The sequence below is a fragment of the Neotamlana laminarinivorans genome (genome assembly GCF_020523925.1).
Taxonomy (GTDB): domain Bacteria; phylum Bacteroidota; class Bacteroidia; order Flavobacteriales; family Flavobacteriaceae; genus Neotamlana; species Neotamlana laminarinivorans.
Window position 1 is genome coordinate 555,959 of record NZ_JAJAPW010000003.1, and the last position, 26,610, is coordinate 582,568.

Annotated in this window: 24 protein-coding genes and 2 tRNA genes; 16 read left to right on the plus strand and 10 right to left on the minus strand. The window is 33.7% G+C overall.

Annotated elements, in window-relative coordinates; translation table 11 throughout:
* Positions 1-3 precede the first annotated feature (3 nt).
* From LG649_RS09115 to LG649_RS09145, 7 genes are all read left to right on the plus strand, one after another.
* The gene (locus LG649_RS09115; RefSeq protein ID WP_226543518.1) at positions 4-1,170 is read left to right on the plus strand and encodes a glycosyltransferase; all 1,167 of its coding nucleotides are present in this window, start codon (positions 4-6) and stop codon (positions 1,168-1,170) included.
* Positions 1,171-1,183: 13 nt separating this feature from the next.
* The gene (locus tag LG649_RS09120) at positions 1,184-2,323 is read left to right on the plus strand and encodes a polysaccharide pyruvyl transferase family protein (protein ID WP_226543519.1); all 1,140 of its coding nucleotides are present in this window, start codon (positions 1,184-1,186) and stop codon (positions 2,321-2,323) included.
* 34 nt (positions 2,324-2,357) lie between these two features.
* Positions 2,358-2,894, plus strand: coding sequence for a putative colanic acid biosynthesis acetyltransferase (locus LG649_RS09125; RefSeq protein ID WP_226543520.1), 537 nt, complete (start codon positions 2,358-2,360; stop codon positions 2,892-2,894).
* A gap of 67 nt (positions 2,895-2,961) precedes the next feature.
* Positions 2,962-3,801, plus strand: coding sequence for a glycosyltransferase family 2 protein (locus LG649_RS09130; protein WP_226543521.1), 840 nt, complete (start codon positions 2,962-2,964; stop codon positions 3,799-3,801).
* Positions 3,802-3,811: 10 nt separating this feature from the next.
* The gene (locus LG649_RS09135) at positions 3,812-4,234 is read left to right on the plus strand and encodes a VanZ family protein (RefSeq protein ID WP_226543522.1); all 423 of its coding nucleotides are present in this window, start codon (positions 3,812-3,814) and stop codon (positions 4,232-4,234) included.
* A complete protein-coding gene (locus LG649_RS09140; RefSeq protein ID WP_226543523.1) occupies positions 4,224-5,480 on the plus strand; it encodes a WcaI family glycosyltransferase in 1,257 nt (418 codons plus the stop codon). Before LG649_RS09135 ends, LG649_RS09140 begins: the two co-directional genes overlap by 11 nt.
* Before the next feature lie 36 nt (positions 5,481-5,516).
* On the plus strand, positions 5,517-6,386 hold the full coding sequence (locus LG649_RS09145) for a glycosyltransferase family 8 protein (RefSeq protein ID WP_226543524.1): 870 nt from the start codon (positions 5,517-5,519) through the stop codon (positions 6,384-6,386).
* 121 nt (positions 6,387-6,507) lie between these two features.
* Here LG649_RS09145 and LG649_RS09150 read toward each other — a convergent pair whose 3' ends face one another.
* From LG649_RS09150 to LG649_RS09180, 7 genes are all read right to left on the minus strand, one after another.
* Positions 6,508-10,191: a fibronectin type III domain-containing protein gene (locus LG649_RS09150; protein ID WP_226543525.1), complete on the minus strand. Its 3,684-nt coding sequence runs from the start codon at positions 10,189-10,191 to the stop codon at positions 6,508-6,510.
* Entirely contained in the window at positions 10,191-10,922 is a 732-nt protein-coding gene (locus tag LG649_RS09155) for a hypothetical protein (protein ID WP_226543526.1), read from the minus strand. The genes LG649_RS09150 and LG649_RS09155 overlap by 1 nt, the downstream gene beginning before the upstream one ends.
* 4 nt (positions 10,923-10,926) lie before the next feature.
* A complete protein-coding gene (locus LG649_RS09160) occupies positions 10,927-11,406 on the minus strand; it encodes a T9SS type A sorting domain-containing protein (RefSeq protein WP_226543527.1) in 480 nt (159 codons plus the stop codon).
* A gap of 480 nt (positions 11,407-11,886) precedes the next feature.
* Positions 11,887-12,969 (minus strand): GDP-L-fucose synthase family protein, encoded by a 1,083-nt coding sequence (locus LG649_RS09165; RefSeq protein ID WP_226543528.1) that lies wholly within the window; start codon positions 12,967-12,969, stop codon positions 11,887-11,889.
* A 53-nt stretch (positions 12,970-13,022) separates the two neighbouring features.
* Complete coding sequence (gene gmd / locus LG649_RS09170) at positions 13,023-14,150, minus strand: GDP-mannose 4,6-dehydratase (RefSeq protein ID WP_226543529.1); 1,128 nt, start codon at positions 14,148-14,150, stop codon at positions 13,023-13,025.
* 281 nt (positions 14,151-14,431) lie between these two features.
* Positions 14,432-14,516 (minus strand) — tRNA-Leu (locus LG649_RS09175).
* 76 nt (positions 14,517-14,592) lie between these two features.
* Positions 14,593-14,665: transfer RNA gene (locus LG649_RS09180), tRNA-Lys, on the minus strand.
* Positions 14,666-14,801: 136 nt separating this feature from the next.
* Between LG649_RS09180 and LG649_RS09185 the strand changes: the two genes are divergently transcribed.
* Complete coding sequence (locus LG649_RS09185) at positions 14,802-15,323, plus strand: shikimate kinase (RefSeq protein ID WP_226543530.1); 522 nt, start codon at positions 14,802-14,804, stop codon at positions 15,321-15,323.
* Here the strand turns inward: LG649_RS09185 and LG649_RS09190 are convergent.
* The 3 genes from LG649_RS09190 to LG649_RS09200 form a co-directional block, all read right to left on the minus strand.
* Positions 15,315-15,818 (minus strand): phosphoribosyltransferase family protein, encoded by a 504-nt coding sequence (locus LG649_RS09190; protein WP_226543531.1) that lies wholly within the window; start codon positions 15,816-15,818, stop codon positions 15,315-15,317. The two genes, LG649_RS09185 and LG649_RS09190, sit on opposite strands and share 9 nt — an antisense overlap.
* A gap of 30 nt (positions 15,819-15,848) precedes the next feature.
* Positions 15,849-16,220: an RNA-binding S4 domain-containing protein gene (locus LG649_RS09195; RefSeq protein WP_226543532.1), complete on the minus strand. Its 372-nt coding sequence runs from the start codon at positions 16,218-16,220 to the stop codon at positions 15,849-15,851.
* 761 nt (positions 16,221-16,981) lie between these two features.
* Positions 16,982-17,554: an outer membrane beta-barrel protein gene (locus tag LG649_RS09200; protein ID WP_226543533.1), complete on the minus strand. Its 573-nt coding sequence runs from the start codon at positions 17,552-17,554 to the stop codon at positions 16,982-16,984.
* Between the two features lie 290 nt (positions 17,555-17,844).
* Between LG649_RS09200 and tgt the strand changes: the two genes are divergently transcribed.
* From tgt to LG649_RS09240, 8 genes are all read left to right on the plus strand, one after another.
* Complete coding sequence (gene tgt / locus LG649_RS09205) at positions 17,845-18,975, plus strand: tRNA guanosine(34) transglycosylase Tgt (protein ID WP_226543534.1); 1,131 nt, start codon at positions 17,845-17,847, stop codon at positions 18,973-18,975.
* A 77-nt stretch (positions 18,976-19,052) separates the two neighbouring features.
* Complete coding sequence (locus LG649_RS09210; protein WP_226543535.1) at positions 19,053-20,129, plus strand: LptF/LptG family permease; 1,077 nt, start codon at positions 19,053-19,055, stop codon at positions 20,127-20,129.
* The gene (locus LG649_RS09215; RefSeq protein WP_226543536.1) at positions 20,116-21,012 is read left to right on the plus strand and encodes a DMT family transporter; all 897 of its coding nucleotides are present in this window, start codon (positions 20,116-20,118) and stop codon (positions 21,010-21,012) included. Before LG649_RS09210 ends, LG649_RS09215 begins: the two co-directional genes overlap by 14 nt.
* A 69-nt stretch (positions 21,013-21,081) precedes the next feature.
* A complete protein-coding gene (locus LG649_RS09220) occupies positions 21,082-22,035 on the plus strand; it encodes an acetyl-CoA carboxylase carboxyltransferase subunit alpha (RefSeq protein WP_226543537.1) in 954 nt (317 codons plus the stop codon).
* 279 nt (positions 22,036-22,314) lie between these two features.
* Positions 22,315-23,853 (plus strand): replicative DNA helicase, encoded by a 1,539-nt coding sequence (gene dnaB / locus LG649_RS09225; RefSeq protein WP_226543538.1) that lies wholly within the window; start codon positions 22,315-22,317, stop codon positions 23,851-23,853.
* A gap of 36 nt (positions 23,854-23,889) precedes the next feature.
* A complete protein-coding gene (locus LG649_RS09230) occupies positions 23,890-24,903 on the plus strand; it encodes an AI-2E family transporter (RefSeq protein ID WP_226543539.1) in 1,014 nt (337 codons plus the stop codon).
* 56 nt (positions 24,904-24,959) lie between these two features.
* Positions 24,960-25,880 carry an aminotransferase class IV gene (locus LG649_RS09235; protein WP_226543540.1) on the plus strand — a complete coding sequence of 307 codons (921 nt, stop codon included), beginning with the start codon at positions 24,960-24,962 and terminating at the stop codon, positions 25,878-25,880.
* A gap of 2 nt (positions 25,881-25,882) precedes the next feature.
* Positions 25,883-26,608 (plus strand): sulfotransferase-like domain-containing protein, encoded by a 726-nt coding sequence (locus LG649_RS09240; protein WP_226543541.1) that lies wholly within the window; start codon positions 25,883-25,885, stop codon positions 26,606-26,608.
* Positions 26,609-26,610 lie beyond the last annotated feature (2 nt).

A 26,610-nucleotide genomic window follows, 5' to 3' on the forward strand; every position in this document is an offset into this window, starting at 1 on the left:
AGAATGAAAATACTTAGAGTCATCACGAGCATGAAGCCGCAAACAGGGGGGCCATGTCAAGGTATTCGAAATGCAATACCTGAACAACTTAAAATGGGTGTTCAAAACGAAGTGGTCTGTTTGGATAATCCAGATGAAGATTATGGGATAATCGACGAATTTATCATATATAAGTTAGGACGTCCCACCAATGCATGGTTTTACAGTAAAACTCTAGATTTTTGGTTATTAGATAATTTGAAAAGGTTTGACGTTGTTATTATACATGGCTTATGGCTCTACCCAAGCTATGGAACTATTAAAATCATCCAGAAATATAAAATTGCAAATGCACGAGTTCCAAAAGTGTATATTATGCCACATGGTATGCTAGACCCTTACTTTCAAAAAGCCAAGGGACGTACTCTAAAAGCTATTAGGAATTTTTGGTACTGGCATATTTTAGAACATAAGGTTATAAATAAAGCAAACGGTGTTTTATTTACATGTGAACAAGAATTGTTGTTAGCACGACAAAATTTTAGTAACTACAAGCCTAAAAAAGAAATAAATGTCGGCTATGGCATACAGAACCCTCCAGAATTGTTATCTAAAAACTCAGAAGAATTATTAACTAGTTTAAAAGGATGGGATAAAAAACCGTATCTTTTATTTTTAAGTAGAATTCACCCTAAAAAGGGAGTCGATTTACTAATTAAAGCGTATTTAAAATTAGAATTGAAGTACAAAACGCTTCCCCAATTGGTGGTTGCAGGACCAGGTCTTGATACTGAGTTTGGAAAGGCAATGCTTGAATTAGCAAGTGGTTCTAATAATATTTTATTTCCAGGGATGCTAAAAGGGGATATAAAATGGAAGGCATTTAACAATGCTGAGGTCTTTATTCTACCGAGCCATCAAGAGAATTTTGGTATCGCTGTAGCTGAAGCGCTTGCGACATCTACCCCGGTGTTAATATCAGATAAGGTTAATATTTGGAGAGAAATTGAAGAAGGCCATGGTGGCTTTGTTAATAAAGACACCCTTAGTGATACTTATCAATTGGTGCGCAAGTGGTTAGATGCACCACAAACTATAAAAACTGAAATGACACAGAATGCAAGTAACGTCTTTAAACATCATTTTACCATAGAAAAGGCGGCAAAAAAATTTATAAGTAGCATACAATAAACTACATAAAAAAATGAAAAAGACAGGAATAATAACCATATTAAATGTAAACAATTATGGCGCAGAATTGCAAGCCTTTGCATTGCATCATAAGTTAAAAAAGCTAGGCTACGAAAACGAAATAATCAACTACTTGTACTACAAAAATTCAGCCTATAAACATGAAAAAAAATCAAAACCGTTAAAAACCAATTACAAGAACAAGCTAAAGGATGCTATTTTAGCTTGGATAGACAAGTACAGTGCCTTACGCTATCCTAAAATAGCGAAAATACGTAAACAACGCTTTGCTGAGTTTCATAAAAAACACACACAGGTATCAAAAACATTTAAAAGTTTTTCAGAATTATATCAGGCCAATCATAATTACGATAATGTTATAGTTGGTAGCGATCAAGTTTGGAACCCTAATAACGGTACTAATCTGGAACCTTATTTCTTAACATTTGCTCCTGATAACGTGAATAAAATAGCGTACGCCTCTAGTTTCGGAATTTCAGAGATCCCCACTAGTTTACATGCAACTTATAATGCCTGGTTAAATAACTTGGATTATTTAAGCACTCGAGAAAGTGATGGGGTTAAAATCATTAAAGAAATTACAGGTAAAAGTGCAGAGCATGTAGTAGACCCAACCTTGTTATTATCAAAAAAAGAATGGGAAGACATTATGGTGCCTTATAACACTAATGAGCCTTACATTTTATTCTTTATCTTTAAACGAAACACTTATGCAGAACAATTGGCTTATAAAATTCAAAAACGTACAGGATATAAAATAATTAGGATTTGTAAAAATGAAATGCCTTTAGAATCGGATTCTAAAATGATTAATATTAGAGATTTTGGTCCATTAGAATTCTTGGGCTTATACAGTAAGGCTGCTTTTGTTTTAACCACATCTTTTCATGGTAGTATCTTTTCTTTAATTTTTGAAAAACCATTTTACACCATTACCCCCAACAGTAAAAATAATAACAGTAGGCAAGAAAGTTTAATGAATATAGTAGGCTTAAAGCATAGGTTATTAAAAGAGGGAACACATGTGGATTTGGACACCATAAATGATATTGATTTTGATGCTGTCAAAAATATACTTTCTGGAGAAATTCAAAACTCAATACAATATCTAGTAAAAGTTCTTAAAAAATAACAAAACCATAGCGAATATAAGTATGAGTGTAAATATGACCAAAACCAGACATAAGTTTTCTTTAGCAAATAAACTTAAAAGAGTAATATGGCTATTAGTTGACATGTTTTTGTTTAAACCATTTATGCCAAGAGTTTTTAAAAAATATAGAGTGTTTATATTAAAAGTATTTGGCGCACAAATATCTTGGAATGCGATGGTTTATGCAAATGTGAAGATATGGGCACCCTGGAATCTCGAAATGAAGCCTTTTTCATGTCTAGGGCCAAAGGTTGATTGCTATAATCAAGGAAAGATAACCATTGGGGAGAATGCCACAATTTCCCAAAAGGCTTATTTATGTGCCTCTAGTCATGATTATACTAAAAGAAATCATGACTTATTTTTAGCTCCAATTAATATTGAATCAAAGGCTTGGGTTGCAGCCGGAGCATTTATAGGTCCTGGGGTTACTCTTGGAGAAGGTGCTATTGTTGGTGCTACAGCTTCAGTATTTAAAGATGTGGAACCGTGGTGTGTGGTCGGAGGTAATCCAGCAAAATTTATTAAAAAAAGAGAGATAGTAAATTGAAAATATTGTGCATAAATACGATTTCAATTCATAGTAATTCCATAAAGATATCTAAGTAAAATATACGATGAATAAAGTATTAAATTTAACCATTGCCATTCCTGTAAAAAATGAGGAAAAGAATTTATTGGGCTGTATTAAGGCTATTGGAAAGGACTTGGCCAAACAAATAGTAATTATAGACTCAGGAAGTACTGACAAGACCATTGAAATAGCAAAATCTCAAGATGTTGATGTGGTTAATTTTAATTGGGATGGTAAATTCCCTAAAAAACGAAATTGGTTTTTACGTAATTACAATCTAACAACAAAATGGGTATTATTTCTGGATGCTGACGAATATCTAACCCCAGAATTTAAAACCGAACTCCGGGCAAAATTAAAACAAACCCAAGCAGTTGGCTTTTGGTTAAATTATACCATCTATTTTATGGGGAAAAAATTAAAAGGAGGCTACCCCTTAAATAAATTGGCCCTATTTCAAGTGGGAGCAGGCGAGTACGAAAGAATTGATGAAGACAAATGGAGTAATCTAGACATGGAAATTCATGAACACCCCATTTTAAAAGGAGAAATAGGATATATTAAATCTAAAATTGATCATCGTGATTTTAGAGGGGTATCACATTATATGAATAAGCATAACGAATATGCCTCTTGGGAAGCCTACCGCTATATAAAAACCATAAACGATGAAGCGGCCAAAGCAAAATGGACTTGGAAGCAAAAAATAAAATATAAACTCATGCAATCGGCATTAATAGGCCCTGTTTATTTTATAGGAAGTTTTGTGTTTTACGGCGGTTGGAAAGATGGGGCTACAGGTTTTGCCTTCGCCATTTTAAAAAAGGCATATTTTACACAAATTTATTGTAAAATTAAGGAGTTAAGTAATAACGAAAAATAATTTTTTACACATGCGGTTTCTGTTTTGGTGGGGCATATTTATATTTGGAGTGCTAGTCGTCCTGTATTTCAGCTGGATTAATAGCCCAAGATTGGAATTAAATCAATTTGTACCTAAAAGAATAGCAGTCTGGGCAGACAAACATGAAAATGATAATATAAGAACAGCGGTGCCTTTAGTCTGTTTAGGAGGGCTGGCTGGTCTATATCTAATAACCTATAGAAAAAGGAACGCTAAAAGTTGGTTAATCATATGGGGGGGCTTAGTGGGGCTAGTAGCCATAGCCGAATTGGGACAATTGGCATTACCACTGCGGTCAGCCGATTGGAAGGATGTGTTTTGGGGAGCTGTTGGTGCGGCACTCGGACTAATAATGATTGAGGTATTAAGACGTATGAGAATAGCGTATAAAAAACTAAAAAATGGAAGCTAAAACAAAACGTATTTTATTAATTGGCTATAATTTTGCACCAGAGCCAACAGGTATTGGTAAATACTCTGGCGAAATGATACAGTGGTTAGCCCAACACGGCTACCAATGTACTGTAATAACAACTTATCCGTATTATCCGTATTGGAAAGTACAAGAGCCTTATTATAAAAAACGATTTTGGTATACTAAAGAAAAAGAAGAGTTTAGCTCAGGTGGTCGAATTACCACTTACAGATGCCCCATGTATGTACCAGAAGAACCTACAGGGAAAAAGCGTATGATGTTAGATTTGTCCTTTATGCTCTCGGCCTTTATTCAACTTTTAAAGTTGTTGTTTTCCAAAAAAAGCGATGTGGTAATGACTGTAGTGCCCTCGTTTCAGTTTGGCCTTTTGGGCTGCTTTTACAAATGGATAAGAGGAGGGAAATCGGTCTATCACATTCAAGACATGCAAATTGAGGCGGCTCAAGATTTAAACATGATCAGCTCTAAAAAAGTGGTGGATATACTGTTTGCAGTAGAACGTTTCATTTTTAAACACACCGATATAATAAGTACCATTTCAGAAAAAATGGTATCCAAAGTACAAGCAAAAGCAAAAAAGAAAGTCATCTTATTTCCCAATTGGTCCGATACCGAGTTTTTTAAGCCCTTAATTAATCAAGAGGACTTAAAAACGGAATTCGGCTTCAAAGCTAACGATAAGGTGGTGCTATATTCTGGAGCCATTGGAGAAAAACAAGGTCTAGAGAGCATAATTTATGCAGCCGAAACCTTAAAAAACCAACCAGATATAAAATTTGTAATCTGTGGTACAGGGCCTTATAAAGAAAAACTACAAGAGCTAAGCCAAAATTTTGGCCTTGAAAATGTACACTTTTTGCCCTTGCAACCTTTTGAAAAGTTTAATGCCTTTTTAAATATGGCAGACCTCCATCTAGTAATTCAAAAAGCAAAAGCCAGCGACTTGGTCATGCCATCAAAACTAACAACCATTTTATCAGTGGGAGGACTAGCTCTTATTACGGCAAATAATGATTCAGGTTTATATGCCTTAACCCAAAAGTATAAGATGGGAAGGCTAGTTGAAGCCGAAAATCAAGAGGCTTTAAACACAGGAATAGCAGAAGCCTTAAACGGCGAAAATAATGAAGAGATAAAACAGAATGCACGAGACTATGCCAAACGCTACTTAGATATAAATAGTGTGATGAAAGATTTTGAACAAGTAATGAATAAAAATTAAAATAGGAATTACTAAGGCTTATAAAACTAATGAAAAATGAATATAGTCTTCAGTATTAATAAATTTGGTCTGACAGGTTTGGGGGCAACCCTCGTTTCTTTAATTCGCAATTGTTCCAATAACGCTGACTTAGCCCTAGTGTTTTTGTGTTCTGATATAAACACTCATGATAAGCAGAATATAAAAAATCTTTTAGTTAATGAAAATTTCACTGGAAGGGCTAAGTTTATAGATTTTGATGCAAAAAAAGAATTTGGTCATTTAAAGGCATTGCACGGCGATTATACCTGTTATGGTCGCCTATTAATTCCTAAATTACTACCTAGCGAAGATCAAGCACTCTATTTAGATGCAGACTTGCTGGTCCTATTAGATGTACTGGAGTTAAAGGAATTTAATTTCAATGAAAAAATTTTAGCGGCAGTATACGGATCAACCATAACATACACCCTTGATAAAAGATTTTTTTTAGACAAATTAAAGTGGAAGGATACCACGGCCTATTTTAATTCAGGGGTAATATTATTTAATTTAAAACAATGGAGAATATACAACATCAACGCCAAAGTTAAAGCTTTAATTGAAAAATATCCATTAGACCTAACATCTCACGATCAAACCTTGCTAAATGCGGTGAGTAATGGGCAATTTGAGAGATTACCTAGCAAATTTAATACAGCTTGGTTACCAGGTAAAAATCAAGCCCATAATCTAGAGGATAAAATCATTCATTTTATAGGTTCTCCGAAACCTTGGGATATGGTAGGAAAAATAATACATAACGGTTATCGATCTTGGTTAGGTTATACAACCAAAAACTGGAAAAAGAAGTATTGTAAAACGAATATAAACAAGCTAAAAAGAGCTTGGAAAATTAGAAGAAGTATTATAAAAAAATTAAAATAAAGATATTTTTAGGTTTTCCTATTTTTAAAATAGTCGAACGTATTAAAAAAACAGTGTAGTTTTAGTCATCATAACGTTTATCTTAAATGAAACAAATAACAATACATTATGAACCAAAAACTTAAGGGCGTGTAACTAAAAATTGCGGGTAAGGGTCTGGTAATTCATCTATAATAACACTGGACACTCCCTCTTCTATATTTACTAAAAATTTATTTAGTGAACTAACCGAACTCATAGTGGTGTTGCTTAACACGCCATTATCAACAGTACCTAAATCACCAGTAATTGTACTGTTCATTATATAAATTTCAATAGGGTTGTTGTCGTCTTGCATTAATGGTATGTTATCATTGAAATTACAGCCTTCTGCATAAATTTTTAAAATATCAAAAACGGTGGTTGTATTATTATTACTAAAATTACAAGAATAAAAACTACTTGGGCTTTGTTGAGTAATTACAGCACTTCCAGTATGATTAGTAAAATCACAATTTATAAAAACTGGGGCATTGTTTAAATACATATCTACTGCAACACCATTACCATCAAATTCACAATCTATCCAGGCGTTTAAGTTATTAGGTCGTCCAGCAACCATGCTAAAACCAACATCACAATTAATAATTTGACAATTATAAAAAACAGTCTTGTCTATATACATAATATCACTTTGAGTAGTGTTAGACGCCGGATTTCTTTCTTGATACAAACCTCTGGTACAGTCAATAAAGTTTACATTTTCAAAGAAATTATTATCTAATCCAAAAAAACGATATAAATGTATACCATTGGTTTGGTTTCTAAATACCACATCTTGCCAAACCATACTTGTAACCATAAGATTAGTACCAAATGTTAAAGGACGTATATACACCCCTGTTTGACCTCCTTGCAAGGTTAAGCTTCGTAAATGAATTTTTTTATTAGTGCCGTTAGACTTGAAGGTAATTAAAGGGAAATCATCGGTCATACCTACTATAGCTGTTTTACCTGTACCTGCTCCTATAATACCCTCTTCATTATCAATATGAAGTGTTGAACTGATATAGTAAATACCCTCAGGTAAATTAGCAATACCATCAGCATCAATTAAGCCCTGTATATAACTTGTACTATCTGTTTGATCGTTTCTATCTGTAGCCCACGAAGCGCCTGTTGGGTTAGGGATATTAGGTAAATTAGGTCGGTCTATTGGTGTTAATCGAGTATTTTTTATAATATTTATAAAGTTAGATTTTATAGTAGCATCTGTTATTGTTGAGCTTTGTAACGAGCCATTGTAGTATAATTTGCGGTCATTATCATGTGCTAATATATCAAACCCACTTCCAAGTTTTGTGTAGTCTGTTTTGTTATTAAGTAAATAAGCATTAGTGTTTGCTTGTATAATATCATTACCACCAAAAGTTGCTATGTTGTTTTTTAAAATAGTTAGATTATCGGCTTGAATATCAAAAACAGGTGTGTAACTCTCACTATAACCATTACTTCCATTTATATCAGTTAGAATAACTTTATCAGCACCAGTAACAAAAGTCATAGCATTATCACCTTGGTCTGTTAAATTCCAACCCTCAGCATCTAACCCTACAATAGTTATATCTTCTACATCATAATAAGTTCCAGAATCACCGGAAGGGGTTAAATGATTAACCCACATTTGTAAATTACTGTAGCTTGGTGTGTTTAAATTTCCACGCCATTCGATTTGAGGATGTCCACCATGTGGCCAGTGTTTAATAATGTTATTATTTCTAAAATAGCCACTGGTAGTACAATCCCAATCAAAACGTCCATTAAGGTTTGTTATTTTATTTTCTTCAAACACAGCATTTTCGAATGATATATTTACAGCTCTAAGGTTTTTAAAAGTGTTATTGTTTACAGAAGCACCTGATTCTATTGTAATATCTGCATAATTAACACCATCTAATAAAATACCGCTGCTACCTCTTTTTACTACAATATCTGGCATTAAGGTTGTATTTATTACGCCATATATTTTGTCATTGCTGTCTAAATAGATTGTACCTGCGTCTTGACCATAATCGCCAGCTTCTAGTCTTATAGTTCCATAAGTATCTATAGCATCCTGTAACCCAGAAATACTTGAACCGCTTAATGGATATAAAGTGGCAGCTTGAAAATCGATTTCGCTGGGCATGTTTTCTGATAATATTGGTGTGTTTGCTACATCTTTTTCTATTTTTTCCGGGGCTACACCTGTAAAAATTTTTTTACATATTGTATTTATAAAAGCATCTTTAATTGCAGAATACCCGGTTCCAGATGGGTGTATATTATCATCACTCAAAAAAGTATCATAATCATTATATATCAATGGATATAATTGCCAATAACTTTGCCCATCATCAAAAGCATAATCGCTAGAGTGTTCTAATATTTTAGGGATTATTAAATTTTCATTGTATGGTAGAATACCATGAGATTCATCATCATAAGCCAATCTATCATTATTTCTAAAACATAAATCATTTAAAACAATTTTAAATCCCTTTGATTCTATAGCTGAAATTATATAATCTAAATCGTCATTTAATTCTGTTTTTTTAGTTTCAGTTAAAGTATCCCATCTTCCACTATTTGTTCTGTCATTACCTCCTAGAGTTACTATTACATAAGTATCTATTGTTGGGTCGTATGTATAATTACTTAAAACATCATCAACCCCATTTTGGTAACTGCCAATAGTTTGCCCAGGGCTAGCGTGGTTATAATACTCTACAGTTTCTCCAGGATAAGCTGATTCTGTAGTAGATTTCATTTGGTCTGTAAAATAAAATGATGAATACATTATGGAGGCACCCATTATTATAAAGCGAGTTGAAGTATAGGTTGTTGTGCTTAAAGTGCTAAAACTTTCAGAATCACTAGCACTAGACGTATTACCAACCGCATCAAAAGCGCGTACATACACCGTATAGTTCGTCTCAGGGCTAAGTCCGGTAAGCGTATAGCTACTAACAGCACCAACTGAAGTAAAAAGCGTATCATTAACATAAATGTCATAGCCAGTAACCCCTATATTATCCGTAGAGGCGGTCCACGAAAGTGTAGCGCTAGTTTCAGTAATAGGGTTGGCAACCAAATTTAAGGGTACTGTAGGGGCTTCGGTATCAATAGCGATTAAAGTGCTAAAGTTTATAGTATCACTAGCGTTAGAGGTATTACCAGTCGCATCAAAAGCGCGGATAAATACCGTATAGTTCGTCTCAGGACTAAGTCCGGTAAGCGTATAATTACTAACAGCCCCAACTGAAGTAAAAAGCGTATTATTAACATAAATAGCATAGCCAGTTACCCCTATATTATCCGTGGAGGCCGTCCATGAAAGCGCAGCGGTATTGTCACTAATACTACTAGCAACCAAATTTAAGGGGGCGGATGGGGCTTCGGTATCTCCAGTGCTACCTGTTAAAGTAATAAAAGTTGCCGTGTTACTAAGGGCAGACAAATTGCCGGCACTATCAAAGGCACGAACACTAAAATCGTAAGTCGTGTTACTGCTTAGCCCGGTAAGCGCATACGTGTTAACAGAGCCTACCGTAGTAAAAAGAAGGCCGTTTTGATAAATATGGTAGCCGCTAATCCCGACATTGTCAGTGGAAGCCGTCCAAGATAGGGTAGCGGTGGTTGCTGTAATGCTACTAGCTACCAGTTCCGTTGGCGAAGTAGGCGGTTGGGTATCTGCACGTTCACCAGAATCCAATGAATAAAAGTAATTCTGAGAGAAGCTAACCGCACTGGTTAGTAATAAAACCGATAGAAATAACTGTCTCATCATTGTCCCGAAATTATATAGGCATTGTCACCAGATTTTCTAAGCATTCCAAATCGAACATTACCAGAAGTACTTGCAAAAGTGCCTGTACCTGAAGCCACATAATTTAAAGTAACGCCACTGTCGGCTTGAACAGTTAATGTGGCCCCATTATGAGCTTCTAAATTAATAGTGTCTCCAATGGCCATGGCTGTAAAATTGGCACTTAAAGTATAAATCGCATCTCGGGTACAAGCAATGGTATTATGAATATCACTGCTAAGTACAGATCTAGATTCGGTGAAATCAATAACAAGAGCTCGGGCTATAGTAACACTTCCGGTAATGGTGTCGGCAGATTTGGCGTGTAAGGCATAAGGCACGCTTAAAAGCTGACTAACACCTATGATACTGTAGTTACTGCCACCAGTAACATCGGTTTGGGTTTCTACATAATAAGTGCCTGCTTCCCAAGCAATACTGCTAAAGCTGCCAATGTCAGCACTTCCAGATCCTATTTCTAAAGAAACTAAGCCGTTAGCATTCGTGGTCGTTTGATGAGTTTCTTCAAATATAACGGGGCCATCTGGTGAATCTTGACGTATAAGCACTTTAAGACTCACATTCGAGTCGCTGACCAAACTGTAATCACTGGCTCTCAAAACAGCTTGATAACTCATTTTTTCTGGGGTTTGAGAAAAAACGGATAGCGATAAAAACAAAAACAGGATAATAGAGTGTACGTATTTCATAGGGTTATTGTTTTAATAGTTTGATGGTATTCCATAATTTTTCATCCACGAAAATCTGAATAAGATATAAACCACTGGCTAAATAACTTAATTCTATTGGAGTACGTTGTTGTGAAATGACTTCGCTGTGTATAAGCTGACCTTGGTAGTTGAAAATTCGGAATGAATTTAATTTAGTAAAATCTAAACCTTCACTGCTAAGCGTGGCGGCACCCGGAGTAGGGTTAGGGTAAATACGCATAGCAACTTCGGTGGCTACATCTACATCTAAATCTTGATTACTGCTAGATAAGGAAATAGAAGGATCTTGTATGCCGGCATTAATATGATGATCAGTATCTGAACTTAGTGTATAAAAAACCTGACCTATAGAATACGAAATCGATCCAGAAGCCATACGGGTACTTTGTCCTGAGGCATTAATACTATGCGCATAGGCTTGAGCATGACCTTGAATACTTAGTAAAGACAGACTGATAACCATAAAGGAGAAAACAAAGCGGGTACATAAATTATTGGACTTCAAAATTTTAATCTTTTAAAACGACACTGCAATAATATTAAATAAAAAAATAAAATCGTTGAAAATATGTATTTTTTCGATGAAATGCATTTGATGGTAGTCGGTTTCGGTAAAATGAGTGTAATGTCTTTGATTTACGTTTGCTTTTTTAATTTAGATCTTATTTATTAACTTTTTTTTAATAAAAATAGTATAGATTGATAATGAGCTAATAGGTTTTTAATTAATATGTTATAATTCGGGAGAGAGGCTAAAATTAACTATAAAAATTGAGTTTTAATAGCTTTCTTTTGCGAACTCTTATTTTTATCGATTTTTAAAGAAAAAGACCTGATGGTTTTGATTATAATAAAACATCAGGTCTTTTGTTAATGATTTGGTAATTAAACTAGTAGAGTGCACCTTTGAATAGTTTAGAGATACTAATTTTAGGTGAATAGCCTATCGGGTGTACCACGCATACATCGCTCTAATACCAGCGTCCAATGCCATACGATGCCGCCATCCTAACGCATGAAGTTTTGAGGGATCGGTGAGCTTTTTCATGGTACCATCAGGTTTTTCAGTGTTAAAGAAAAGGCTGCCTTCAAACCCAATTAACTTTTTTATGAGTTCTGCCAGAGCCTTAATACTAATATCTTGTCCTGTACCAATATTAATATGCGTATTTCGAATCTCTTTATTGCTGGCATCAAAGCAATCACTAAAATGTCTTTGCTCCATTAAAAAAACACAGGCATCAGCCATATCTTCACTCCATAAAAATTCACGCATAGGTTGGCCACTTCCCCAAACTTCTAGCTGTACGCTTTCATTATGCTGTTGAATACCGTATTTATTTAAAATGCTTAAAATGTCGGTTTCTGAAGAGGCGCCACTAACACCTTCAATGGGCATTCTGTTTAAATCGGCTCTAATGGAATTAAAATCATTATTCAATAATGCTTTTCCCAAATGCATTTTCCGAATTAAGGCGGGCAAAACATGCGATTTTTCTAAATCGAAATTATCGTTGGGGCCATACAAATTGGTAGGCATAACCGATATAAAATTGGTGCCATACTGGATATTATAGCTTTCACACATTTTAATGCCCGCTATTTTAGCAATGGCGTAAGGCTCGTTAGTGTATTCTAAGGTGTCCGTAAGTAAATAATCTTCTTTCATAGGTTGCGGACAGTGTTTAGGATATATACAAGTGCTCCCTAAAAACATAAGCTTTTTTACGCCGTGTAAATAGCTTTGATGGATGACATTATTTTGAATACTTAAATTATCATAAATAAAATCGGCTCTATAAACGTTATTGGCTACTATACCACCGACTTTAGCGGCAGCTAAAAAAACATAATCTGGTTTTTCTGTTTCAAAAAATGTAGCTACAGCAGTGGCATTGGTTAAATCCAGTTCCTTGTGGGTTCGGGTAATAAAACGGCTATAGCCTTTGGTTTTTAAGTTTTTTAAAATAGCACTACCTACCAAACCACGGTGACCGGCAATATAAATTTTGGAATCTTTTTCCATGTTAAAATGTACTGACTAATTAATAAATTGATTACAATTAAATTTTAAAACCTTTATTCTATTTGTTTTAAAATGTTGTGTCCGGCTTTTAATAAGTCTACATCTTTTTTCATCAATTTAATATCCGACGCCATCATATCTTTAACCAATGCTTCTAAATCATATTCTGGTACCCAACCTAATTGTTCTTTCGCTTTGGTGGGATCACCTATTAATAGGTCTACTTCGGTAGGACGGAAATAGGTGGGGTCTACAGAAAGAACTTCTTTGCCAATTTCTAATTGGTAATCGTCATTATGACAAGCTTTAACATAAGCTTTTTCATCAACACCAATACCTTTAAACTCTAGAGCGATGCCTACTTCAAGAAAAGCCATACGTACAAAATCACGCACTGTAGTAGTAACTCCAGTGGCAATAACCCAATCTTCTGCTTTTTCGGCTTGTAGAATCATCCACATCATTCTTACATAGTCTTTGGCGTGGCCCCAATCGCGTTGAGCTTCTAGGTTGCCTAAATAGACTTTGTCTTGTAAGCCTAAAGCTATTTTGGCTACAGCCCGAGTAATTTTACGAGTGACAAAGGTTTCGCCTCGTCTTGGAGATTCATGGTTAAATAAAATACCGTTACAGGCATACATATTATAGGCTTCGCGATAGTTTTTGGTGATCCAAAAGCCGTAAATTTTAGCAACACCATACGGAGAACGTGGGTAAAAAGGAGAATTTTCGTCGTAAAACCCTTTGGCGTTCTTATTTTCTGGTAAACCCCCGTATAATTCAGACGTGGAGGCTTGATATACTCGGGTTTTCTTTTCTAAGCCTAATATACGGATAGCCTCTAAAATGCGTAAGGTGCCCAGGCCGTCAACGTTTCCAACATATTCAGGAGAGTCAAAAGAAACCTTTACGTGAGACATCGCCCCTAAATTATAGATCTCGTCGGGTTGAGATTCTTGTATAATTCGGGTTAAATTCATGGAGTCAGTAAGGTCTCCATAATGAAGTTTAAGGCGTTGGTTAGGGTCATGAGGATCTTGGTACAAATGGTCAATACGATCGGTATTAAAAAGAGAAGATCTGCGTTTTATACCGTGAACCATATAGCCTTTTTCAAGCAGAAGTTCAGCTAAGTAAGAACCGTCCTGTCCCGTAATTCCTGTTATTAAAGCTACTTTCATTTATTTTATTTTTTAGTTTATTTAGCTCTAAAAATAGTAAAATTAAGTCAAGTGAAGCGAATTACATTAAGAAACTTTTAAGATTTTACGGGTAATGAATAACAGGTTCCTATGTAAGAAATCAATGCATGAGGAGCTATCGTAGAGGGAGTAATGATACTAATGAGCTTTAAAGGCTTTAAAGAACAACTGCAAGAGAACTAAAACAGGGGTAAAAAGAAGTGTTTAAATCAAATGAAACTTTTGAGGAGAAAAATTAAACAAAGTATAATATAAATTTGTGCGCACGAGAAGATTCGAACTTCCACATCCTAAACGGATACTGGCCCCTCAAGCCAGCGCGTCTACCAATTCCGCCACGTGCGCTTTTAGCTTTGCTAAAAATAGAATTTATTATAATTTTTGACAAAAAAAAACCTTGTTAAAACTAACAAGGTTTTTGTGACCGGGCTGGGGCTCGAACCCAGGACCCTCTCCTTAAAAGGGAGATGCTCTACCAACTGAGCTACCCGGTCTTGCAAGGCGTTGTTTGCGTTTGCGGGTGCAAATATAGAACCTTTATTCAATTAAACAATACTTTTTTTAATTTTTTTTTCGTTTTTTTGCACCCGCTTATTCTATGTTTTTAATAATCAATTTATAACGAAAAAAATGATAATAATTTTAATGGGGTATATGGCTTCTGGAAAGTCAACTATTGGTAAAAAATTAGCTGAAAAAATAAATTACAACGTCGTAGATTTGGATGATGTTATTGAAGAAAAAGAAAAAGCGACAGTAACAGAGATTTTTAAAAACAAAGGCGAAATTTATTTTAGAAAAAAAGAAACAGAATATTTAAAGGAAATTTTAAATACCAGTGATAAAATAATTTTATCTCTAGGTGGGGGGACGCCATGCTTTGGAAATAACATGGATCTTATTTTAAGTCAAGAAAAAGCTAAAAGTGTGTATTTAAAAGCGTCTTTGCCTAAATTGGTGACAAAATTAATGAAAAAGAAGGCTAAAAGACCCTTGATAGCTCATATTGAGACCGAAGAAGAGTTAACGGAATTCATAGGCAAACATTTGTTTGAAAGATCGGCATACTATAATAGGGCGGAAGTGGTCATTTCTACCGATAATAAATCAAAAAAGGAGATTGTAACCGAAATGGTGGCTACCTTATTCTAAAACGGCTTTATAGCTGTTGCCTTCTAAAACAATACTTATGTGTTCTTGTAAGGAGGTAGATAGTGAAAGCCCTTTAAAATCGGCTTTTACAGGATATTTCTTGTGATTTCGGTTAATTAATACTGCTGTTTTAAACTGTTTTAAAGGCACATCTAAAAAGTGCTTAACTCCGTATATTAAGGTGGTGCCTGAGTTTAGAACATCATCAACTAAAACGACCGATTTATTTTGATAAACCTCAGGAGGAACTGAAGTGGTAATTTTTGCAAGTGGATGTTTTTTGTCAATATTAACCTGACAAAGGATGACAGAAATATCGGAAATACTTTCCAATGTTTGTTTTAATTGCGCTGCAAAAATATAACCATTCTTATAAATGCCTGCTAAAACAATTTCAGTTTCGTAAACATTGGTTTCGTATATTTGAAAAGCAATGCGTCTTATTTTGTCATTAATTTCTTCATGACTAAGGATGACATTAGTTTTCACGTTCATAAATGTAAGTTGTAAAATTAAAGTATAAAATTAGGCATTTTCATCATAAAAATCATCAATATCACGTCGATCTTTTTTGGTAGGCCTTCCGGTGCCTTTTTTACGATAGTAATCTTTAGAGTATTTTAACAGGTCCTGAGCTTCAAATTCACTTTTGGGTGTAAGATCGGTTCGGTAAAGGTCAACAAGTTTGGCTCCAACCCGGTTTGGAGGAATATCGTTAACCTTTAATTTGTAATTAATTTGATTTTTTCGTAGTTCTATAGTGTCTTGTGCATAAACTTCACGACTGGGTTTTACTGGAGCATTATTAATTTTAATATGGCCTTTTTTACAGGCAGTTGTGGCTAAACTTCGCGTTTTATAATAACGAATGCACCATAAATACTTATCTATTCTCATAAAACATGTACCATTTATGCCTCAAAAATAAGTATTAAATAAAAATAGACGATCTAAAAGCAAATTTTATTATGATTTACAAGACTGTGTCGTGTCAAGCTAATTTTTAGTTACTATGACAGGTTGACCTTTAGGTTTTATGTTAGGTTGATCGCTATATAATACGTCAGGTTGGGCATTAGTTAATACGTCAGGTTGAGTATTAGTTATTCTGTCAGGTTGAGCGCAGTCGAAACCCTAATCTTACATGCATATATTTTAATCAATCATCTGATATTCAAGTTCAATAAAGACCAATGCCATGTTAATAGCTAGTTAATACGTCAGGTTGAGCGCAGTCGAAACCCCAATCATTTAGCACAGCCACAATCAATCATCAAAAAGTCAAGTTAAGAAAAGTAAAAACATCAACTTGAGGGACAAATACAATGTCATGTAGAATGCTGACTAAGTTACGTTATAAGCAGGTGTAGTCAGGTTGAGCGCAGTCGAAACCTAATTTTAAGAAATATATTTCAATCAATCATCCAATAGTCAAATTAAACAAAGAAAATATCAAGTTGAGCACAAAATATGATATCAGATTGAGTATTAGTTTTTGTCAGGTTGAGCGCAGTCGAAACCCTAATCTCCCCATACAGCCTCAGTCAAAATACATCGTTACTCAATGAAGTAGGTTAAAGTCCATGAGAATAACAACAATCCTTCAGATAATCAGCACTTCAAAAAATAAGGATTAAACTTTTAAATAGTCGTTTTAATTAAAGTAAAAGGAATAAACTTAAAATAAGTTGATCAGGTCTAGTGTCCAGCCTATCATTATTATTTAAAAAATCAGCTTCGTTGTCACTAAATCCGCGTTCATAGCGCAAATCGATACCAAAGCGTTTTAAATGTAACCCAATACCAAAGTTTATACCAACAGAAAAATCCTCTTCAATTTCACCTAAGGTAATATCATCAAATTCAGAATCTAGGATATATTGCAAAGATGGACCAGCAAATACATTAAGAGGACCAATAATTTTAGCACCTAATAATAAAGGAGCATCAAGCTTTTGCATACTAAACGAGTCGTCGCGGTAATCACTTTTTGTACTGGTATAAACCAACTCGGGTCTAAAAAATATACGATTACCAACTTTACCAAAAATACCAAAATGGTAACCAATGTTTCGGTCGGGGTGCTCGTAAGAGTTGGCTGCAGAATCAAAATAATCGCCGTTAGCCCCATAATTAATACCACCTTTAATACCAAATCCGTTTGCGGTTTGTGCGTGAGTTAAAGCAGTAATGCTTATCATCGCTACCAAAGCTAAGAGTAATGTTTTCATAATGTTCGTTTTTTTAAGATTTCGTTTATATAATCAAAAACGCTGCCAAACACATATTATTTTGTGTAAATACAATATAACTTATGTATACACAGTGTGATAGCATTAAGATATTATACGATTTGTAACCATTAAATTTAAAAAGTTTTATCCAGTATTACGAATAAAAAGAAACGATAACAATCGTTTTCAACTTTCAGTTTTTATATTTGCATCCTCAATAGAAACTGTATAGATAAAGTATGGATACAGTATGGATACAGTATGGATAGAGTATAGATAAAGCAATAATGAAGTTTGAATTAAAAGCGAAAGATTCTCAAAGTAAGGCAAGGGCTGGTAAGTTAACATTAGACCATGGTATAGTAGAAACACCCATTTTTATGCCTGTAGGCACAGTGGCTACAGTTAAAGGGGTGCACCAACGCGAGCTTAAAAACGATATAAACCCAGATATTATTTTGGGTAATACGTACCATTTGTATTTACGACCCCAAACCCAGGTGCTTGAAAAAGCTGGAGGCTTGCATAAATTCATGAACTGGGATCGTAATATTTTAACCGATTCTGGTGGATATCAAGTATACTCTCTTTCTGCTAACCGAAAGATAAAAGAGGAAGGCGTAAAGTTTAAAAGCCATATAGATGGGAGTTACCATACTTTTACACCAGAAAATGTTATGGAAATTCAACGCACTATTGGTGCAGATATTATCATGGCTTTTGATGAGTGTACACCCTACCCATGCGATTATAATTATGCCAAACGCTCCATGCATATGACGCACCGATGGTTAGATAGATGTATAAACCATCTGGAAAAAACACCATTAAAATACGGGTATAATCAAGCATTTTTCCCTATAGTCCAAGGAAGTACGTATAAAGATTTAAGACAACAATCTGCTGAGTATATTGCCAACACAGGAGCTTTTGGAAATGCTATTGGGGGATTGTCTGTAGGAGAACCTGCAGAAGAAATGTATGCCATGACCGATGTGGTGTGCAGCATTCTACCAGAAGATAAACCAAGATATTTAATGGGTGTAGGTACACCAATCAATATTTTAGAAAATATTGCGTTAGGTGTAGATATGTTTGATTGCGTAATGCCAACAAGAAATGCTAGAAATGGTATGTTGTTTACAGCGCACGGTACCATTAATATTAAAAACTTAAAGTGGGCAGAAGATTTTTCGCCAATTGATGAAATGGGAATAACTTTTGTAGATACCGAGTACAGTAAAGCATATTTAAGGCATTTATTTACAGTTAACGAGTTACTAGGTAAGCAAATAGCAACTATACATAATTTAGGGTTTTATTTATGGTTGGTTCGCGAAGCAAGAAAACATATATTAGCAGGAGATTTTGCTACCTGGAAAGATAAAATGGTTAAGCAAATGGATAAACGTTTGTAATTCAATGTAACTATGTTACTATTTAGTATAGAACTAATAATACAATAATGCCGTAATTTTAACACGGTTTACAGCAAATGAAAATATTAGACTGGTACATATTAAAACGGTATTTATTTACTTTTTTTATGATGCTTTTGCTCTTTATTCCTATCGGGATAACAGTGCATTTAGCCGAAAAAATTGGTAAAATTTTAGAAAACGAAGTGCCTTTAAACGAAGTATTACTTTATTTATTAGATTTTACAATATATTTTGCGCACATACTTTTTCCGTTATTCTTATTTATATCAGTAATTTGGTTTACTTCTAAACTGGCCAACAATACAGAAGTAATAGCCTTTTTAAGCTCTGGAGTATCTTTCTATCGGTTTTTAAGACCGTACATGATTGGAGCAAGTATTGTAGCTATTTTGGCTATTGTATTAGGCTTATTTTTAGCGCCTAAAGCTAGTGAAGGTTTCAATAACTTTAGCTACAAATATTTTAAAAGAAACAAAGGTGTTGTTGAAAATACAAATGTTTACAGGCAAATAAACGATAACGATATTATTTATGTGAGTTATTTTGATGTAAAACGAAACAAAGGCTCTAACTTTACTTTAGAGCATTTTGAAGATAATCAATTAAAATACAAAATGTCTGCATCAAACATTGTATATAATGAGGCAGACTCTACATATACATTAACAAATTATGTAAAGCGAAAAATAGGAGTTAATGAAGATGAACTAGAAATAGTAAAGAAAAAAGACACCGTTTTTAGTTTTGAAGTAGACGATTTAATTCCTGAAATTTATGCTGCCGAAACCAAAATGTATGGCGATTTAAAACGATTTATTGCTAAAGAAGAATCCAGAGGGTCATCTAACGTGGGGCGTTTTAAATTGGTATTATATCGCAAATGGAGTTTACCAGTATCAGTATTTATATTAACTTTAATAGCAGTAGCGGTATCGTCCATAAAAAGGCGTGGTGGTATGGGGGTAAATTTAGCTATGGGTATTTGTATAGCTATGGTTTTCGTGTTTTTTGATAAAATTTTTGGTGTAATGGCAGAGCAATCAGACTTTCCGCCAATTGTAGCCGTTTGGTTTCCAAATTTTATATTTAGTTTTTTAGCGATTTACTTATTATATAATGCCAAACGCTAATTTAAAAAGCCACTTACATTTACATGTTTTAGTATTTATTGCTGGCTTTACAGCTATATTAGGGGAGTTAATATCAATATCTGCAGTTCCATTGGTTTGGTTCCGTATGGTTTTTGCATCTATTTTTATGTTTATTTACATTAAAGTAGCTAAAATCAATTTAAAAGTTAGCCCCAAATCAATTTTTAAATTAGCCATAGCAGGTATTATAATTGCTCTGCACTGGATAACATTTTTTGGCGCTATAGAGGTGGCTAATATATCCATTGCCTTAGCAATGTTTTCTACAGGAGCTTTCTTTGCCTCGTTTATAGAACCTGTTATTTATAAACGAAAAATTGTTTGGTATGAAATTCTTTTTGGGGTTATTGTTGTTTTGGGTGTCTTTATAATTACGCAAGGAGAAATTAAATATTTATCAGGTATTATATTAGGTATTGTTTCAGCCTTTCTTTCTTCCTTATTTGCCGTATTAAACGGAAGCTTTTTAAAAAAACATTCAGCAACCACCATTTCATTTTACGAATTTATAAGCGGTATTATTTTTATATCTATTTATATCTTTATTTTTAAAGGAGGCTTTTCGTTAAATTTCTTTCAAATTAGCTCATCCGATTTAATTTATTTACTCATTTTAGCCTCGGTTTGTACTACCTATGCATTTATTGCATCTATTTATGTTATGAAAGATATAAGCCCTTATACCGTAGTTTTAACCTATAATTTAGAACCTGTTTATGGTATTATATTAGCTGTTATTTTATTTCCAGAAAAGGAAAAAATGACAATTAATTTTTACATTGGTGCAGCAGTAATACTCACGGTTGTGCTACTTAATGCCAGTTTAAAATACAGAAGAAAGTTAAAAAGAAAATATACTTAACGTATAAAAGCTATAAAGTTTTTATATTTGTACGCTAACCAAAGTTTAAACAAACATTAAAAAATTCTTATGGAATATTTAGAATTTGAACTCCCAATAAAAGAACTAGAAGATCAATTAGATAAGTGTAAAATAATTGGTGAAGAAAGTGAAGTCGATGTTACAGAGACTTGCTCACAAATCGAAAAAAAACTTATTGAAACCAAAAAAGACTTATATAAAAACCTTACGCCGTGGCAGCGTGTACAATTATCTCGTCACCCTAATCGTCCTTATACCTTAGATTACATTAAGGCTATTTGTGGCGATTCTTTTTTAGAGTTACATGGCGATAGAAATATAAAAGATGATAAAGCCATGGTTGGTGGTTTAGGTAAAATAGGCGACCAAAGTTTTATGTTTATAGGTCAGCAAAAGGGCTATAACACAAAAACCAGACAATATAGAAACTTTGGAATGGCAAACCCGGAAGGGTACCGTAAAGCACTTCGTTTAATGAAGTCTGCCGAAAAATTCGGTATTCCTGTGGTAACATTTATAGATACGCCAGGTGCATACCCAGGTTTAGAGGCAGAAGAACGCGGACAAGGAGAAGCTATTGCTAGAAATATTTTAGAAATGTCTCGATTAAAAGTACCTATAATTTCAATTATTATAGGAGAAGGCGCCTCTGGAGGAGCATTAGGTATAGGTGTTGGCGATAAAGTGCTAATGTTAGAAAACGCTTGGTATTCTGTAATTTCACCAGAAAACTGTTCTTCTATTTTATGGAGAAGTTGGGAATATAAAGAGCAAGCAGCAGAAGCACTTAAACTAACAGCTACAGATGCTAAAAAAATAAAAGTTGTAGATGAAATTATAAAAGAGCCGGTAGGTGGTGCTCACAGAGATAGAGAAAAAACATTTACAACTGTAAGCAATAAAATAGTTAAAACTTTTGAAGCTTTAAAAACCATACCTACAAACGATTTAATTAATCAACGTATGGAAAAATACTCTCAAATGGGAGTTTATAAAGACTAAACTCGTTTTTAGTAATATCATAAAAAAGCTGTCTAAAAAAGACGAAAATCTATTGCTCTATTAAATATTAAGAGCGTTTAAAAATGATTTTCAATTTGTTTTAAAATTTCTTCTAATAGTAGTTGAAGTTTAAACTGTAAAACAATTTTTTAGACAGTTCTTTTTTTATACTTATACACAATTTTTTTAAGTTATTAACAGTTAAATTGTTAATCTCTAGTGAACAAACCTATTACATTTTTAAGCTAACAATACATCTTTTTACTTACTTTCGTAGTTATGAAACAACCTAATCAATTACAAGGATATAAAGTTGATAAAAGCACCTTAATCAGCTTAGAAAAAGGAAAGATACCACCACAAGCTCTTGATTTAGAAGAGGTTGTTCTTGGTGCAATGATGATAGATAAAAAAGGAGTTGATGAGGTTATAGATATTTTAAGCGCAGACGCATTTTATAAAGAAGCACATAAACATATTTTTGAAGCCATTTTTCAGTTATTTGAAAATAGTGAGCCAATAGATTTATTAACAGTGTCTTCGCAGTTAAAAAAGAATGCAAAATTAGAGTTGGCAGGAGGCGATTTTTATTTAATATCACTTACGCAAAAAGTATCATCTTCTGCACATATCGAGTTTCATGCTCGTATTATTTTACAAAAATATATTCAGCGTAGTTTAATTAAAATTTCAAGCGAAATTATTGAAGAAGCATACGATGAAACTAAAGACGTTTTCGATTTATTAGATACAGCCGAATCTAAACTTTACGAGGTAACCCAAGGAAACATTAAAAAATCAAGTGAAACAGCTCAAGAGTTAGTAATTCAAGCCAAAAAGAAAATTGAAGAAATTTCTAATAAAGAAGGTTTAAGTGGAATTCCAACAGGTTTTACCAAATTAGATAAATTAACTTCAGGTTGGCAACCATCCGATTTAATTATTGTGGCTGCACGTCCTGGTATGGGTAAAACAGCTTTAACTTTATCTATGGCAAGAAACATTGCTGTAGATCAAAATCAAGCTGTTGCATTTTTTTCATTAGAGATGGCATCTGTACAGTTAATTACGCGTTTAATTTCTAGTGAAACAGGATTATCATCAGAAAAATTAAGAACAGGAAAACTAGAAAAACATGAGTGGGAACAACTAAACGTTAAAGTAAAGAGTTTAGAAAAAGCACCACTATTTATTGATGATACACCATCACTTTCAATATTCGATTTACGCGCAAAGGCACGACGTTTAGCATCACAGCATGATATTAAACTAATAATGATTGACTATTTGCAATTAATGACAGGAGGAACAAGTCATGGAGGTAACCGTGAACAAGAAATTTCTATGATTTCCCGTAACCTTAAAGCATTGGCAAAAGAACTTAATGTGCCTGTAATAGCTTTATCGCAGTTATCGCGTGCAGTAGAAACTCGTGGTGGCAGCAAACGCCCTTTACTTTCAGATTTACGTGAATCTGGAGCAATTGAACAGGATGCCGATATTGTGAGTTTTATTTATCGTCCGGAATATTATAAAATTGATGAATGGGATGATGAAGAACGATCGCCTACAGAAGGACAAGCCGAATTTATTATAGCAAAACACCGTAATGGTGGTTTAGAAAATATTAGGTTGAAATTCTTAGGTCATTTAGGTAAATTTGACAACTTAGATGATTTCGATTCTCCTTTCGAGTTCCATTCTAAAATGAACGAAGGACCTAGCGATGGTTTCTCGGCAAGTAATTTTAGTGCAACCCCAGACCAAGCTTTTGGTAGCGCATTAAACGATGCTGATGACGATGAGGTTCCGTTTTAAAATTACTTTACCCCATAATAAAAACTAAATCCTACTATGCTAAACGAGCGTAAAACAACAAATATTTTACTTTTAATTATAGTTATACCCATAGTGTTTTATTTGTTAAAAGTTTTATCCTTTATATTTATTCCTTTGGTGTTTGCAATGTTTATAGCTTTGTTATTCTTGCCAATTATGCGTGGCTTATCTAAACGAAAAGTGCCTAAAGTAATAAGTATTCTTATTGTTTTTATGTTAATTTCTTGTGGTTTAGCTATTGGTGTAGAGCTTATAAAGCTATCTAGTAAACAAATTTTATCTAGCGATACTACGTTTTTTACAGAAGCAGAAATTAAGCTTAACCAAGCAGCAATTTACTTAGAAAAAACCTTTGGTTTGGTTATAGATAGAGATAAAAGCTTATTATCTCAATTCATAAAAAAAGAAAATATAGGTACAACAGTTGGGTTTTTAAATAAATTTTTAACAGGTGTTTTAATGACTGTGTTTTTCGTGGTATTATTATTGGCAGAGTCTATAAATATGCACGACGTATTAAACAAAGTGGTATTAAAACAAAAGCGCACGTCATTATTGACCTATGGCAAAATTCAAAAAGAACTTAATACTTTTATTAAAGTCAAATTTTTAGTAAGCTTTTTAACAGGACTTGGCACAGGTTTAGCGTGTTATTTTTTTGATGTAAGTTTCCCAATTTTCTGGGGTCTTTTTGCTTTTGTTATTAATTTTGTGCAAATGGTCGGATCTTTTATTTCTGTTATTTCACTTTCCATTTTTGCATTTGTTGAGTTAGATCCTACGAGTACTTTATTTTTATTTGTTATAGCTATTACAGGTGTTCAAGTATTATTTGGTGCTATTTTGGAACCTATTTTTATGGGAAAATCATTTTCTATAAATGTAATTACCGTTTTAATTATGCTTATGTTTTGGGGATTTATTTGGGGAATACCTGGTTTAATAATGGCTATTCCAATAACCGTATTTCTTAAAATTATTTTCGAGCAATTTCCAAGTACTAAACAAATATCAGATTTAATTTCTTAGTATTAATCTTCTAGTTTTATTACCTTTCTTTTTCAATTAAATAAAAAGAAAAATATATGGTTCATGGAACTCATAATGCTTTAGAAGATAGCAGAAATAAAGACATTAAAATTTATATTAATGGCGATTTTTTTTCTAGAGAAGATGCCAAAATTTCGGTTTTTGATAGTGGTTATTTAGTGGGCGATGGAATATGGGAAGCTTTACGTTTACATAATGGTGTTTTGGTTTTTTTAGAAGATCATTTTGAAAGATTATGGCAAGCTGCAGCAACAGTAGGTATGCAATTTCCGTTTACACAAAAAGAACTTGAAGCCGAAGTCTGGAAAGTTTTAAAAATAAATAACATGTATGATGATGTTCATGTGCGCATCATGATAACCAGAGGTATTAAAAAAACACCTTCGCAAGATCCAAGATTAACCATCTCTGGGCCAAATGTAGTAATAGTTCCAGAATTTAAACAAGCATCAATTGAAAGTAAAGAAAAAGGAATTACACTATTTACAAGTACAATAAGAAGGGGTTCGCCAGATTACCTAGACCCCAGACTAAACTGTCACAGCAAACTCCACGAAGTTCAAGCCTTAGTACAAGCTATAGAAGCTGGTGCAGATGAAGCTTTAATGTTAGATATTAACGGTTTTGTATCTACTTGTAATGCCACCAATTTCTTCATAATTAAAAATAATGAAGTTTGGACATCTACTGGAGAATATTGCATGAATGGTATTACCAGAGCAAAAGTTATAGAAGCATGCGAAAAAAATAACATAATATGTAAACAAAAGAATTTTTCGCTTTTCGATGTTTATGGAGCAGATGAGGCGTTTGTAACAGGAACTTTTGGAGGTTTAACGCCCGTAACAAAAATAGATGGTAGGCCAATAGGTAATAAAAACTATGGAGACTTTACCAGAAAACTTAGCGATTTATACAACGAATTAATAAAATTGTACATTATAAATAGTAAATAAAAATGGCAGATATTACGCGAATATGTTTGTGGTCTGGTCCGCGAAATATTTCAACAGCTTTAATGTATGCTTTTGCGCAACGAAAAGATACTAAGGTTTTTGATGAACCTTTGTATGCACACTATTTAAATAAAACTCCAGCTAAAGAATATCACCCTGGATCTATTGATATTTTAAAGTTAATGGAAAATAACGGTGAAAAAGTTGTTGAAAATATGATGGCAGAATCTAGTAAACCGGTATTGTTTTTTAAAAACATGACTCATCATTTACTCGATTTAAATCGAGATTTTATGAAAAACGTCGTTAATGTTATTTTAACCAGACATCCCGAAGAAATGATTCCTTCCTTTGCTAAAGTTATTAAAAACCCAACTATTAATGACATTGGTTATGCTCAACATAGCGAATTAATAACCTATTTTGAAAACCAAAATATAATACCAATAGTTATAGATTCTACAAAGCTATTGCTAAATCCAGAAGGTGTGTTAAAGGCATTATGTAATAAAGCCAATATTAAATTCGATACAAATATGCTATCATGGGAAGCAGGTGCAAGGCCAGAAGATGGTGTTTGGGCAAAATATTGGTATAGCAATGTGCATAAAAGCACAGGCTTTGCTAAATATTCTAAAAAAATAGAAGACTTTCCAGAATACCTAAAACCTTTACTTAACCAATGTTTACCTCATTATAATAAGGTTTTGCCCTACGCGTTAAGTTAGTG

Coding starts and splice junctions, on each gene's coding strand:
- gmd (WP_226543529.1), bottom strand. CDS start 14,150: ATGAAAGTAGCTTTAATAACAGGAATTACGGGACAGGACGGTTCTTAC.
- LG649_RS09135 (WP_226543522.1), top strand. CDS start 3,812: ATGCGGTTTCTGTTTTGGTGGGGCATATTTATATTTGGAGTGCTAGTC.
- LG649_RS09220 (WP_226543537.1), top strand. CDS start 21,082: ATGGAATATTTAGAATTTGAACTCCCAATAAAAGAACTAGAAGATCAA.
- LG649_RS09130 (WP_226543521.1), top strand. CDS start 2,962: ATGAATAAAGTATTAAATTTAACCATTGCCATTCCTGTAAAAAATGAG.
- LG649_RS09240 (WP_226543541.1), top strand. CDS start 25,883: ATGGCAGATATTACGCGAATATGTTTGTGGTCTGGTCCGCGAAATATT.
- tgt (WP_226543534.1), top strand. CDS start 17,845: ATGAAGTTTGAATTAAAAGCGAAAGATTCTCAAAGTAAGGCAAGGGCT.
- LG649_RS09230 (WP_226543539.1), top strand. CDS start 23,890: ATGCTAAACGAGCGTAAAACAACAAATATTTTACTTTTAATTATAGTT.
- LG649_RS09165 (WP_226543528.1), bottom strand. CDS start 12,969: ATGGAAAAAGATTCCAAAATTTATATTGCCGGTCACCGTGGTTTGGTA.
- LG649_RS09160 (WP_226543527.1), bottom strand. CDS start 11,406: ATGGTTATCAGTCTGTCTTTACTAAGTATTCAAGGTCATGCTCAAGCC.
- LG649_RS09125 (WP_226543520.1), top strand. CDS start 2,358: ATGACCAAAACCAGACATAAGTTTTCTTTAGCAAATAAACTTAAAAGA.
- LG649_RS09115 (WP_226543518.1), top strand. CDS start 4: ATGAAAATACTTAGAGTCATCACGAGCATGAAGCCGCAAACAGGGGGG.
- LG649_RS09145 (WP_226543524.1), top strand. CDS start 5,517: ATGAATATAGTCTTCAGTATTAATAAATTTGGTCTGACAGGTTTGGGG.
- LG649_RS09210 (WP_226543535.1), top strand. CDS start 19,053: ATGAAAATATTAGACTGGTACATATTAAAACGGTATTTATTTACTTTT.
- LG649_RS09190 (WP_226543531.1), bottom strand. CDS start 15,818: ATGAACGTGAAAACTAATGTCATCCTTAGTCATGAAGAAATTAATGAC.
- LG649_RS09155 (WP_226543526.1), bottom strand. CDS start 10,922: ATGAAATACGTACACTCTATTATCCTGTTTTTGTTTTTATCGCTATCC.
- dnaB (WP_226543538.1), top strand. CDS start 22,315: ATGAAACAACCTAATCAATTACAAGGATATAAAGTTGATAAAAGCACC.
- LG649_RS09150 (WP_226543525.1), bottom strand. CDS start 10,191: ATGAGACAGTTATTTCTATCGGTTTTATTACTAACCAGTGCGGTTAGC.
- LG649_RS09185 (WP_226543530.1), top strand. CDS start 14,802: ATGATAATAATTTTAATGGGGTATATGGCTTCTGGAAAGTCAACTATT.
- LG649_RS09120 (WP_226543519.1), top strand. CDS start 1,184: ATGAAAAAGACAGGAATAATAACCATATTAAATGTAAACAATTATGGC.
- LG649_RS09200 (WP_226543533.1), bottom strand. CDS start 17,554: ATGAAAACATTACTCTTAGCTTTGGTAGCGATGATAAGCATTACTGCT.
- LG649_RS09140 (WP_226543523.1), top strand. CDS start 4,224: ATGGAAGCTAAAACAAAACGTATTTTATTAATTGGCTATAATTTTGCA.
- LG649_RS09215 (WP_226543536.1), top strand. CDS start 20,116: ATGCCAAACGCTAATTTAAAAAGCCACTTACATTTACATGTTTTAGTA.
- LG649_RS09235 (WP_226543540.1), top strand. CDS start 24,960: ATGGTTCATGGAACTCATAATGCTTTAGAAGATAGCAGAAATAAAGAC.
- LG649_RS09195 (WP_226543532.1), bottom strand. CDS start 16,220: ATGAGAATAGATAAGTATTTATGGTGCATTCGTTATTATAAAACGCGA.